The sequence below is a fragment of the Streptomyces sp. NPDC024555 genome (assembly GCF_055559335.1).
In genome coordinates this window covers 63,872-75,984 of the sequence record NZ_JBVHKV010000012.1, presented here as the reverse complement: position 1 = coordinate 75,984, position 12,113 = coordinate 63,872, and the positions used below count along the sequence as shown (strand labels likewise).

11 protein-coding genes are annotated in these 12,113 nt (G+C 72.3%); 5 read left to right on the top strand and 6 right to left on the bottom strand.

The annotated features are described in order from the left end of the window. Window positions 1-64: 64 nt before the first annotated feature. Window positions 65-925 carry an SDR family oxidoreductase gene (locus tag ACZ4FH_RS21670; protein ID WP_467306626.1) on the bottom strand — a complete coding sequence of 287 codons (861 nt, stop codon included), beginning with the start codon at window positions 923-925 and terminating at the stop codon, window positions 65-67. Window positions 926-1,024: 99 nt separating this feature from the next. Between ACZ4FH_RS21670 and ACZ4FH_RS21665 the strand changes: the two genes are divergently transcribed. Further along, complete coding sequence (locus ACZ4FH_RS21665; protein ID WP_467306624.1) at window positions 1,025-1,405, top strand: winged helix-turn-helix transcriptional regulator; 381 nt, start codon at window positions 1,025-1,027, stop codon at window positions 1,403-1,405. 109 nt (window positions 1,406-1,514) lie between these two features. Here the strand turns inward: ACZ4FH_RS21665 and ACZ4FH_RS21660 are convergent, their stop codons facing one another. From ACZ4FH_RS21660 to ACZ4FH_RS21640, 5 genes are all read right to left on the bottom strand, one after another. Further along, window positions 1,515-2,573, bottom strand: coding sequence for a 2-oxoacid:ferredoxin oxidoreductase subunit beta (locus ACZ4FH_RS21660; RefSeq protein ID WP_383643157.1), 1,059 nt, complete (start codon window positions 2,571-2,573; stop codon window positions 1,515-1,517). Continuing rightward, a complete protein-coding gene (locus tag ACZ4FH_RS21655; protein WP_385108475.1) occupies window positions 2,566-4,521 on the bottom strand; it encodes a 2-oxoacid:acceptor oxidoreductase subunit alpha in 1,956 nt (651 codons plus the stop codon). Before ACZ4FH_RS21655 ends, ACZ4FH_RS21660 begins: the two co-directional genes overlap by 8 nt. Window positions 4,522-4,835: 314 nt before the next feature. Further along, window positions 4,836-5,495 (bottom strand): LuxR C-terminal-related transcriptional regulator, encoded by a 660-nt coding sequence (locus ACZ4FH_RS21650; protein ID WP_467306936.1) that lies wholly within the window; start codon window positions 5,493-5,495, stop codon window positions 4,836-4,838. Between the two features lie 126 nt (window positions 5,496-5,621). Further along, window positions 5,622-6,980, bottom strand: coding sequence for a sensor histidine kinase (locus ACZ4FH_RS21645; protein ID WP_467306622.1), 1,359 nt, complete (start codon window positions 6,978-6,980; stop codon window positions 5,622-5,624). Between the two features lie 154 nt (window positions 6,981-7,134). Next, the gene (locus ACZ4FH_RS21640; protein ID WP_467306621.1) at window positions 7,135-8,343 is read right to left on the bottom strand and encodes a sensor histidine kinase; all 1,209 of its coding nucleotides are present in this window, start codon (window positions 8,341-8,343) and stop codon (window positions 7,135-7,137) included. A 254-nt stretch (window positions 8,344-8,597) separates the two neighbouring features. Here ACZ4FH_RS21640 and ACZ4FH_RS21635 point away from each other — a divergent pair, with 254 nt between their 5' ends. The 4 genes from ACZ4FH_RS21635 to ACZ4FH_RS21620 are packed head-to-tail and all read left to right on the top strand — an operon-like array spanning window position 8,598 to window position 12,062. After that, window positions 8,598-8,999 carry an NADH-quinone oxidoreductase subunit A gene (locus ACZ4FH_RS21635; RefSeq protein ID WP_383643264.1) on the top strand — a complete coding sequence of 134 codons (402 nt, stop codon included), beginning with the start codon at window positions 8,598-8,600 and terminating at the stop codon, window positions 8,997-8,999. Beyond that, a complete protein-coding gene (locus ACZ4FH_RS21630) occupies window positions 8,990-9,628 on the top strand; it encodes an NADH-quinone oxidoreductase subunit B (RefSeq protein WP_467306620.1) in 639 nt (212 codons plus the stop codon). Before ACZ4FH_RS21635 ends, ACZ4FH_RS21630 begins: the two co-directional genes overlap by 10 nt. Continuing rightward, window positions 9,625-11,097, top strand: coding sequence for an NADH-quinone oxidoreductase subunit C (locus ACZ4FH_RS21625; RefSeq protein WP_467306619.1), 1,473 nt, complete (start codon window positions 9,625-9,627; stop codon window positions 11,095-11,097). The genes ACZ4FH_RS21630 and ACZ4FH_RS21625 overlap by 4 nt, the downstream gene beginning before the upstream one ends. Continuing rightward, a complete protein-coding gene (locus tag ACZ4FH_RS21620; protein WP_451434343.1) occupies window positions 11,094-12,062 on the top strand; it encodes a complex I subunit 1/NuoH family protein in 969 nt (322 codons plus the stop codon). Before ACZ4FH_RS21625 ends, ACZ4FH_RS21620 begins: the two co-directional genes overlap by 4 nt. Window positions 12,063-12,113 lie beyond the last annotated feature (51 nt).

Below are 12,113 nucleotides of genomic sequence, written 5' to 3'. Positions count from 1 at the left end.
CCAGACGGTCATGACACCGGACCGGGAGCCTCCGCCGCGGGCGACGGGAAGGGGCGGACAGGCCCTACAGCGCGGCGACCGCGGCGGCGACCGTCTCGGCCATCGGCGTCGTCGGGCGGCCGATCAGCCGGGCCAGGTCGCCGTTCGTCCCGGCCAGCCGGCCGCGCCGGATCGCCTCGTCCACGTCGACCAGGATCGCCGCGAAGCCCTCGGGGACCCCGGCGCCGGTCAGGATCTCCTGGTGCACCGCGCCCGGCACGTCCTTGTGGACGATTTCCTTGCCGGAAGCGCGGGCGACCTCGGCCGCGTAGTCCGCGAGCGACCAGGCGGTGTCGCCGCTCAGCTCGTACGCCTGGCCGAGGTGGCCCTCACCGGTCAGCACCGCCGCGGCGGCGGCCGCGTAGTCGCCGCGGGTCGCGGACGCGATCCTGCCCTCGCCCGCGTTGCCCACCACCGCGCCGTGCGCCAGGACGGGCGCCAGGTTCGCCGTGTAGTTCTCCGTGTACCAGCCGTTGCGCAGGAAGGTGTACGGCAGACCGGACGCCAGGATCAGCTCCTCGGTCGCCTTGTGCTCGTCGGCCAGCACGAAGTCCGCGTCGGGGCCGCCCAGGATGCCGGTGTACGCCAGCTGCGCCACGCCCGCCGCCTTCGCCGCCTCGATCACCGCCGTGTGCTGCGGGACGCGGCTGCCGACCTCGCTGCCGGAGATGAGCAGCACCCGGTCACCGGCGCGGAAGGCCCCGGCCAGCGTCGCCGGGTCGCTGTAGTCCGCGATCCGCAGCTCCACCCCGCGCGCCGCCAGGCCCGCCGCCTTCTCCTTGTCGCGGACCACGGCGGCGATCTCCTCCGCCGGGACGGTGGTCAGCAGCTGCTCGACGACCAGGCGGCCGAGCGCTCCGGTGGCTCCGGTGACGACGATGCTCATGGGGGGCTCCTTGCGTATGTCCTTTTCGGGCGTTCCGTCACTCACCCTACGGGTCACACTAACCATTCGAAAGTACCCACTTTGAAGTAAGGTACTGGCATGAGCGTAAGCAGCCCGGAGCGCCGGCCCGATGTCCGTGAGCCGCTGTGCCCGGCCCGGATCGTCCTCGAACACGTCACCAGCCGCTGGGGCGTGCTCATCCTCATCGCCCTGCTGGAGCGGTCGTACCGGTTCAGCGAACTGCGCCGCGAGGTCGGCGGCGTCAGCGAGAAGATGCTGACCCAGACGCTCCGCACCCTGGAGCGCGACGGCATCGTGCACCGGGACGCCAAGCCGGTGATCCCGCCCCGCGTCGACTACGCGCTCACCCCGCTGGGCCGCGAGGCCGCCGAGCAGGTGTCGGCCCTGGCGCTCTGGTCGGAGCGGAGCCTCGGTGCGGTCGGCGAGGCGCGCGCCGCGTACGACGGCCGTACGGACTGAGGGGTACGCGCCGCGTACGAGGGCCGTACCGACCGAGGGGTACGCGAAAGCGCCGGCCGCACCCGTGGTGCACGGGTGCGGCCGGCGCTTCGTACGCCGTGCGGACGGCCTAGCCCACGACCGTCCAGGTGTCGTTGCCCGCGAGCAGGGCGGCGAGGTCGCCCTTGCCCTTCTGCTCGACGGCCGCGTCCAGCTGGTCGGCCATCAGCGTGTCGTACACCGGCCGTTCCACGTCGCGCAGCACCCCGATCGGGGTGTGGTGCAGCGTGTCCGGGTCGGCGAGCCGGGACAGGGCGAACGCCGTGGTCGGGCTCGGGGCGTGCGCGTCGTGGACGAGGATCCGGGACTTGTTCTCCTCGGTGACCGCGACCACCTGCAGATCACCCGTCAGCGAGTCCCGGACGACGCCCTTCGACCCGTCCGTGCCGAAGACGATCGGCTGCCCGTGCTCCAGCCGGATCACCGCCTCCTGGGCCCGCTCCTTGTCCTTCAGGGCCTCGAAGGCGCCGTCGTTGAAGATGTTGCAGTTCTGGTAGATCTCCACCAGCGCCGTGCCGGGGTGGTCGGCGGCCGCCCGGAGCACGCTCGTGAGGTGCTTGCGGTCGGAGTCGACCGTGCGGGCCACGAACGAGGCCTCCGCGCCGATGGCCAGGGACACCGGGTTGAAGGGGGCGTCGAGCGAGCCCATGGGCGTCGACTTGGTGATCTTGCCGACCTCGGAGGTCGGGGAGTACTGCCCCTTGGTGAGCCCGTAGATCCGGTTGTTGAACAGCAGGATCTTCAGGTTCACATTGCGGCGCAGCGCGTGGATCAGGTGGTTGCCGCCGATGGACAGCGCGTCGCCGTCGCCGGTGACCACCCAGACGCTCAGGTCCCGCCGCGAGGAGGCGAGCCCGGTGGCGATGGCCGGGGCGCGGCCGTGGATCGAGTGCATCCCGTAGGTGTTCATGTAGTACGGGAAACGGGAGGAGCAGCCGATGCCGGAGACGAAGACGATGTTCTCCTTCGCCAGTCCCAGATCGGGCATGAAGCCCTGGACGGCGGCGAGCACCGCGTAGTCGCCGCAGCCGGGGCACCAGCGGACTTCCTGGTCGGACTTGAAGTCCTTCATCGACTGCTTGGCCTCGGCCTTGGGCACCAGCTGGAGCAGTTCGTTGGTCTCAGCCATCGATGGCCTCCTGGAGGGCCGTCGCAAGCTGCTCGGCCTTGAACGGCATGCCGTTGACCTGGTTGTAACTGTGCGCGTCCACCAGATACTTGGCCCGGATGAGCGTGGCCAGCTGCCCGAGGTTCATCTCGGGGACGACCACCTTGTCGTAACGCTTCAGCACCTCGCCCAGATTCCTCGGGAACGGGTTGAGGTGGCGCAGATGGGCCTGCGCGATGGGGCGTCCGGCGGCGCGCAGCCGGCGCACGGCCGCCGTGATCGGGCCGTACGTCGAGCCCCAGCCGAGCACGAGGGTCGTCGCGCCCGAGGGGTCGTCGACCTCCACGTCCGGGACCTCGATGCCGTCCACCTTGGCCTGGCGGGTGCGGACCATGAAGTCGTGGTTGGCCGGGTCGTACGAGATGTTGCCGGTGCCGTCCTGCTTCTCGATGCCGCCGATGCGGTGTTCGAGACCGGGGGTGCCGGGGACGGCCCAGGGGCGGGCCAGGGTCTGCGGGTCGCGCTTGTAAGGCCAGAAGACCTCGGTGCCGTCGGCCAGCTCGTGGTTGGGGCCGCCCGCGAACTGGACGCGCAGGTCCGGCAGCTGGTCGGTCTCCGGGATGCGCCACGGCTCCGAGCCGTTGGCCAGATAGCCGTCGGAGAGCAGGAAGACCGGGGTGCGGTAGGTCAGCGCGATACGGGCGGCGTCGAGCGCCGCGTCGAAGCAGTCGGCGGGGGTCCTCGGCGCCACGACCGGCACCGGGGCCTCGCCGTTGCGCCCGTACATCGCCTGGAGCAGGTCGGCCTGCTCGGTCTTGGTGGGCAGTCCGGTGGACGGGCCGCCGCGCTGGATGTCGACGATGAGCAGCGGCAGTTCCAGGGAGACCGCGAGACCGATGGTCTCCGATTTCAGGGCCACCCCGGGCCCGGAGGTCGTCGTCACCGCGAGCGCCCCGCCGAAGGCGGCGCCCAGCGCGGCGCCGATGCCCGCGATCTCGTCCTCGGCCTGGAAGGTCCGTACGCCGAAGTTCTTGTGCCGGCTCAGCTCGTGCAGGATGTCCGAGGCCGGGGTGATCGGGTACGAGCCGAGGTAGAGCGGCAGGTCCGCCTGGCGGCCCGCGGCGATCAGCCCGTAGGACAGGGCGAGGTTCCCGGAGATGTTGCGGTACGTCCCGGTGGGGAAGGCCTGCGAGGCCGGGGCGACCTCGTAGCTGACCGCGAAGTCCTCGGTGGTCTCGCCGAAGTTCCAGCCGGCCCGGAAGGCCGCCACGTTCGCCTCGGCGATCTGCGGCTTCTTGGCGAACTTGGCCCGCAGGAAGGACTCGGTGCCCTCCGTCGGCCGGTGGTACATCCACGACAGCAGCCCGAGCGCGAACATGTTCTTGGAGCGCTCGGCCTCCTTGCGGGAGAGCCCGAACTCCTTCAGCGCCTCGATCGTGAGCGTCGTCAGCGGCACCGGGTGGACGTTGTACGCGTCCAGCGAGCCGTCCTCCAGCGGGCTGGTCTCGTAGCCCACCTTCGCCATCGGCCGTTTGGTGAACTCATCGGTGTTGACGATGATTTCGGCGCCGCGCGGCACATCGGCGATATTGGCCTTCAGCGCCGCAGGGTTCATCGCGACCAGCACGTTCGGCGCGTCGCCCGGGGTCAGGATGTCGTGGTCGGCGAAGTGCAGCTGGAACGAGGAGACACCCGGCAGGGTGCCTGCGGGGGCGCGGATCTCGGCGGGGAAGTTCGGCAGCGTGGAGAGGTCGTTCCCGAAGGAGGCGGTCTCCGAGGTGAACCGGTCACCGGTGAGCTGCATGCCGTCCCCGGAGTCACCGGCGAAGCGGATGATCACCCGGTCCAGGCGGCGGACTTCCTTCCCGCCCGTCCCCGCGGCTGCGGACTGGGGGGCACGCTGTCCCCCTACGAGCGCCTCACTGGCCTCGTCGGCCTGTTCGGCTGGGCTACTGACCTGGCTGGTCACTTACTGGACCTCCCTCGGCGCGGCGGCTCGGGACCGTCCGGCCGACCGGAAGTCCCGAGCACCACCCTACGTCTGTAAGGGTCGCCTTCCTCTGGCCGATCACATGGTGGACGGCATTTTGAGACGATTCTCGGCGCTGTTCCGCCATGATTCACCCCCCACCCTGTTTCCCGCCGGAGCCTCGAAAGAGACACCCGGAAGCAGGGCCTGTCGGCCTACTATCTGACAGAGTGTCAGATGGTGGCGGCGGGCGTCCGGGGTTCGGCCGGACCGGGTGCCCGGGAACGCCGGGCGCGCCCGGCCGGCCGGGCGCGTCAGGAGTTCAGATACGTCAGCACGGCCAGCACCCGGCGGTGGTCGCCCTCGCTCGGCGACAGCCCCAGCTTCAGGAAGATGTTGCTGACGTGCTTCTCCACCGCACCGTCGCTGACCACCAGCTGCCTGGCCACGGCGGAGTTGGTCCGCCCCTCCGCCATCAGCCCCAGCACCTCGCGCTCGCGCGGCGTCAGCCCGGCCAGCACGTCCTGCTTCCGGCTGCGGCCCAGCAACTGCGCCACCACCTCCGGGTCCAGGGCCGTACCGCCCTGCGCCACCCGCACCACCGCGTCCACGAACTCGCGAACCTCGGCCACCCGGTCCTTCAGCAGATAGCCGACGCCCCGGCTCGACCCGGCCAGCAGCTCGGTGGCGTACTGCTCCTCCACGTACTGCGAAAGAACCAGCACCCCGATCCCCGGATACTCCTTACGGAGCAGTACGGCGGCGCGGACGCCCTCGTCCGTGTGCGTGGGCGGCATCCGGACGTCGGCGACCACCACGTCGGGCAGCGCGTCCTGCCCGGCCAGCTCACCGATCGTCCTGATCAGCGCCTCGGCGTCACCGACCCCCGCGACCACCTCGTGCCCCAGATCGGTCAGCAGCCGGGTGAGCCCTTCCCGGAGCAGTACCGAATCCTCGGCGATGACCACGCGCACCCTGTCCTCCACCACGACGCTGAATCCCCCACTGCTCGCTGTTGCACCCCTGTGCCGTCTCCGCCCCAGCATCCCAGACGCGGGACGGCCCGGCCGTGGCACGGCCGGGCCGGGAGACGGGCGCGGTCAGCCGCGCCACGGCAGTTCGGCGGTGATCCGGGTGGGCCCGCCGGCGGGGGAGTCGACGACCAGGACCCCGTCCACCGCGTCCAGCCGCTCGGCCAGCCCCGCGAGCCCGCTGCCCGAGGCCGTGTCGGCCCCGCCGCGCCCGTTGTCACCGACCTGGAGGAGCAGCCGGTCCTCGCTGCGCCAGACCTCGACGGTGGCCTGGGTGGCGCGGGAGTGCTTGGAGACGTTCTGGAGCAGTTCGGAGACCGTGAAGTACGCGATGCCCTCGATGGCCTGCGCCGGACGGGACGACAGGTCCACGTCGACCGTGACCGGGACCGTGCAGCGGGAGGCGATGGCCGAGAGCGCGGCGTCGAGTCCGCGGTCGGTGAGGACGGCGGGGTGGATGCCCCGGGCGAGGTCGCGGAGTTCCTGGAGGGCGACCTTCACCTCGCCGTGGGCCTCGTCGACCATGCGTGCGGCGGCCTCGGGGTCGTTGGTGAGCTTCTCCTTGGCGAGGCCGAGGTCCATGGCGAGGGCGACCAGGCGGGCCTGGGCTCCGTCGTGCAGATCGCGCTCGATGCGGCGCAGATCGGCGGCCGCCGTGTCGACCACGACCCCGCGGTCCGACTCCAGCTCCGAGACGCGCGAGGCCAGCCGGGACGGGCCGAGCAGCCCGCTCACCATCAGCCGGTCCACCGAGACCAGCCCCCGGATCACCCACGGCGTGATCAGCACCAGCAGCAGACCGGCGGCGCTGGTCACGGCCAGCTCGAAGGGCGAGTCCAGATAGACGTGGTGCGTGCTGTCCCCGTACAGCTGGATGCCGTCCGTCCCCGCGTACGCCGGGAAGACCCAGTGCCACAGCGGATAGGTGAGGGCGCCCCAGCCCTGCGTCCACAGGGCCACCGAGACGCCGAAGCCGAAGACCGCCCAGGGCAGGTGGAGCAGCGTGTAGAGCAGATGGCGCCAGGACACCCCGCTCTTCAGGACGGCGCCCACCCAGGACATCAGACCGCCGGTCCGGCCGCGCACCGGCGCGGGATCGGCCACGTCCAGCCGCAGCAGCCCGCGCGCCCGCGCCCGCTCCACCGCGCCGAACCCCCGGCACATGGCCAGACCGGCCGCCAGCAGCGGGATCCCGATGAAGGTGATGATCAGCCCGGCGCTCAGGGAGACCATCGCGACGGCGAAGGTGAACATCACGATGCTGATCGGCAGGCTCAGCAGCAGATAGCCGAACTCCCGCCAGGTCCGGCCCTCGACGGGCGCCCGCAGGAACGGCGGCAGGACGTGCCGCCGCTCGTGGGGGTCCCGGCCGTACCCGGTGTCCGGCCGCTGAGGGGCCCGTGTGTCCGGTCCGTATGCCGTGGCCATGGGTTCCGTCCGTTTCTGCCGAGTCCGCCGGGGCGGCCTTTTCCGTCCTTGTTCCAAGGGTGCCGGGGGAGGGGCGCGCCCACCATGAGGGCCGTATCCCTCTCCACCCGGGGGTTTTCCCCACCCCCCGCCGTTCGACGGAGGAGGGGGTCGCTCAGACGCGTCCGGAACGGCTGCCGGCCGCGTCCCGCTCGCTCTCCCGGCCGCGCCAGGGCAGCTCGGCGGTGACCGTGGTCGGCCCGCCGGCCGGCGATTCGAGGACGAAGAGCCCGTCCACCGCGTCCAGCCGCTCCGCGAGGCCCGCCATCCCCGTACCGCCCTCCAGCGAGGCACCGCCGCGCCCGTCGTCGGTGACCTGGAGGAGCAGCCGGTCCTTGGTGCGCCAGACCTCGACGGTGGCGCGGGTGGCGCGGGAGTGCTTGGAGACGTTCTGGAGCAGCTCGGAGACCGTGAAGTACGCGATGCCCTCGATGGCGGCCGCGGGCCGGCCGGGCAGATCGACGCTCACCGTGACGGGGACCGTGCAGCGGGAGGCGATGGCCGAGAGCGCGGCGTCGAGTCCGCGGTCGGTGAGGACGGCGGGGTGGATGCCCCGGGCGAGGTCGCGGAGTTCCTGGAGGGCGACCTTCACCTCGCCGTGGGCCTCGTCGACCATGCGTGCGGCGGCCTCGGGGTCGTTGGTGAGCTTCTCCTTGGCGAGGCCGAGGTCCATGGCGAGGGCGACCAGGCGGGCCTGGGCTCCGTCGTGCAGATCGCGCTCGATGCGGCGCAGATCGGCGGCTGCCGTGTCGACGACGACCCCGCGGTCCGACTCCAGCTCCGCGATCCGGCGCTCCAGATCGTCCGAGGGCGAGAGCAGCCCCCGCACCATCGCCCGGTCGGCGTTGGCGAGGAACCGCGCGACGAAGGGGAGCACCGGCCACAGGACGAACAGCCCCACCAGCGTCACCGCGAACGTCACCACACCCCACGGCAGCCGTATGAACGAGTACAGCGCCGCGCGCCAGCCCACCGGGTCCATCAGGCTCGACCACAGCCAGGCGAAGAAGCCCTGGTCGTGCCGGGCCCGGGAGAGCGCGCTCGGTTCCTCGACCCGCACCCCGAGCAGCGCCCGCGCCCGCGCGCGCTCCGCCCGCCCCAGCAGCCTGGCCCCCTGGAGCCCGAGCGCCAGCAGCGGCAGACCGACCACCGTGACCGCGAGCCCGGCACCGATGCTGATCATCAGCATCGTGTAGACGAAACCCGCGATCGCCAGCGGCAGATTGGACAGGAGATGAGCGATCTCCTTCCACGTCCACCGGTCGAACGCGAAGCGGGCGGGCGGCGGCCCGTCGTGGACGGGCGGCTGGGGGCTCATGGTCATGCGTCCAGCCTGCCGGGCCGGACCCCGCGGCGCCATGGGGTTCGTGGGTGGGGGCGAAGTGGGGATAACCCCACCAGTTGCCCGACGCAACTGCTTACCGTCCCTTTACAGGGCCTAGACTCCCGTGCGTACAGATCGTCGAACAGGTTTGAGGGAACGAGGGGGCGGACGTGACGGACGTGACGGGCCTGCCGGGATCGGCCGTTCTCGCGTCGGACACGGCGCACCTTCCGGCACCGGCCGCTCTCGCCGACGTGACGGGCCTGCCGGGGCAGGCCGTTCTCGCTTCGGACTACTTCCGCGGCTACTCCGTGGTCGGACTGCTCGCGGTGATCGGCGTGCTCTTCGTCGCCGTCGCCTTCGCGGCCGGCCGGCTGCTGCGGCCCGTGGTGCCGACGCGCGAGAAGTTCCTGACGTACGAATGCGGCGTGGACCCCGTGGGGGACGGCTGGGCGCACACCCAGGTCCGGTACTACGTCTACGCCTTCCTGTACGTGGTCTTCGCGGTCGACTCGATCTTCCTGTTCCCCTGGGCGACCGTCTTCGCCGCGGCCGGATACGGCGCGACGACGCTCGTCGAAATGTTCATCTTCCTCGGTTTCCTGGCCGTGGGACTGCTCTACGCATGGAAGAAGGGCGTCCTCGAATGGACGTGACGAGCCCGTCGTCCGCCGGGGCGGGGGACGAACCCGCCGCCGTACCCACGTTCCTGCCGGAACCCAAGCGCCTGGGCGTCCTGTCCCGGCTCGCCCCCGAACCGATGAAGGTCGTCCTCAACTGGGGCCGCCGCTACAGCCTCTGGGTCTTCAACTTCGGACTCGCCTGCTGCGCCATCGAGTTCATCGCCGCCTCCATGGCGCGCCACGACTTCATCCGCCTCGGCGTGATCCCCTTCGCGCCCGGCCCCCGCCAGGCCGACCTCATGATCGTCTCCGGCACGGTGACGGACAAGATGGCCCCGGCCGTGAAGCGGCTCTACGAGCAGATGCCCGAGCCCAAGTACGTCGTCTCCTTCGGCGCCTGCTCCAACTGCGGCGGCCCGTACTGGGACTCGTACTCCGTGACCAAGGGCGTCGACCAGATCATCCCCGTCGACGTCTACGTCCCCGGCTGCCCGCCCCGCCCCGAGGCGCTGCTCCAGGGCATCCTCAAGCTCCAGGAGAAGATCGCCCGCGAATCCCTGGGCGAACGCTACGGCGACGCCGACGCGGGCCCGTCCACCGCGTCCCTCCGCAGCGGCCTGGTCACACCGCCGCCCGCCCCGGCCGACGAGGAGACCCCGTGACGACGCCCGCCGCCCCGGCCGAGGTGTACGGAAGGCTGCCCGACGCGGCCGGGGAGATCTTCGGCGAGGGAGCGACGGCCGAGCGGGCCTACGAGCTGCTGACCGTCGACGTCCCGCCCGCCTCCTGGACCGCCGCCCTGGAGACCGCCCGCGACGCCCTCGGCTGCACCTACTTCGACTGGCTGAGCGCCGTGGACGAACCGGGCACCGGCTTCCGCGTCTGCGCCCATGTCGCGGCGCTTCCGGGCGAGGGCACCGGCGTCCGCCGGCTGCTGCTGCGCACGACCGTTCCGCACGAGGCCGCCGTGCTGCCGACCGCGACCGGCGTGTACGCGGGCGCCGCCTGGCACGAACGCGAGACCCACGAGATGTTCGGCGTCGCCTTCGAGGGCCACCCGCACCTCGTCCCGCTGCTCCTCCCCGAGGGCTTCGAGGGCCACCCCCTGCGCAAGGACTTCGTCCTGGCCGCCCGCGTGGCCAAGGCCTGGCCGGGCGCCAAGGAGCCCGGCGAGTCCGAGCACGGCGGACCCAAGCGCCGCACGATGCTGCCCCCCGGCGTGCCCGACCCGAACGAATGGGGCCCCCTGAAGGGCCAGCTCCCGCCCGCCCCGGCCCGCCCCGCCCGCGCCGCGCGCCCCGCCACCGCCGAGCGCCCGCCCCGCCGCACCCGCACCACCGCCGACGCCACCCCTGCCGCCCCCGACACCGCCCCCGCCGAAGCACCGGCCCCCCGCCCGCGCCGCAACCGCAGCGCCTCACAGGGGTCCGCGAGCCAGCAACCGCCGACGGGGGAGACCACGTCGGGTGCGGGTGCGGGTGCGGGTGCGGGTGCGGGGGACGCGGTGTCGCCGGGCGCGGTCCCGGGCGCCGGCGCGCCGACGGGCGCGGCCCCGGAGGCCGGGAAGCCGGCGGACGCGGCCCCGGGGTCCGGGAAGCCGACGGACGCGCGCGCTGGGGACGGCGTGCCGAAGAGCGAAGCGGTTACGGAGAACGACGCGCCGAAGGACGCGGGCCCCGGGTCCGGGACGCCGGCGGACGCCGCTCCGCGCCCCGCCCGGCCCGTTTCGCCCGGCTCGGACGCGCCGTGGCACGATGCCCGCCCCGCGTTCGACGAGCCGTCCGGACCTTCTCAGCCCCTCCGGCGTTCGAGGAGCGGGGGTCCGGGGGCGGAGCCTCCGGTTCGGGAAGGGGCGGGCAGGGGAGAAGCCGAGCGCAGCGACACCCCGGACACGCCCGCCGCACCACCCTCCGAGGCCACCCCGCCCCCCGGATCCGCACCGTCCTCCGAGGCCCCGGCCGCCCCCGAATCCGCACCGGACACGGACGCCACCCCGGCCCCCGAATCCGCACCGGACACGGGCACCCCGGACACGGACACCCCGGACACGGACACCCCGGACACGGACACCCCGGACACGGACACCCCCCCGACCCCCCGACCCCCCGACTCCGGAGGCGACCCCGAGTGAACGACGTACTGGACGTCGCCCTCCGCCTCGTCATCGTGTTCGCGGTGTTCATGGTCCTGCCGCTCGTCGTGGGGCAGACCGAACACAAGGTCATGGCGCACATGCAGGGCCGCCTCGGCCCCATGTACGCCGGCGGCTTCCACGGCTGGGCCCAGCTCGTCGCCGACGGCGTGAAGTTCGCGCAGAAGGAGGACATCGTCCCGGCCGAGGCCGACCGGCGGGTCTTCCAGCTCGCGCCCGCCGTCGCGCTGCTCCCGTACCTCCTCGTCCTCGTCGCCGTCCCGATCGGCCCCGGCGAGGGCGCGGTCGGCCAGGTCCTCGACGCGGGCATCTTCTTCGTGCTCGCCGTGATGGGGATCGGCGTGCTCGGCTCCCTCATGGCCGGCTGGGCCTCCGCCAACAAGTTCTCCCTGCTCGGCGGCCTCCGTACCGCCGCACAGCTGCTCGCGTACGAACTGCCGATGCTCCTCGCCGCCGCCTCCGTCGCGATGGCGGCCGGAACGGTCTCGCTGCCCGGCATCCTCGACGCCTTCGAGTGGTGGTGGCTGCCCTGGCAGATCACCGGAGCACTGGTCTTCTTCGTGGCCGGCCTCGCCGAACTCCAGCGCCCGCCGTTCGACATGCCCGTCGCCGACTCCGAGATCATCTTCGGCGCGTACACCGAGTACACCGGGCTGCGCTTCGCGCTCTTCCTGCTCGCCGAGTACGCCGGAATCGTCGTGCTCTGCGGACTGACCACCGTCCTCTTCCTCGGCGGCTGGCACGGACCGCTCGGCGCCGACGGACTCGGCTGGGTCTGGACCCTGCTGAAGACCGGCATCCTCGCCTTCGTCGTCATCTGGCTGCGCGTGACCTACCCGCGCCTGCGCGAGGACCAGCTGCAGAAGCTCGCCTGGACCGTCCTCATCCCCCTCGCCCTCGCGCAGATCGCGCTCACCGGCATCGTGAAGGTGGCGATCAACTAGTGGCCGTACCGCCCCCGCCCTCCCGGCCCCGCATCCCCGGCTCGGGTCTGG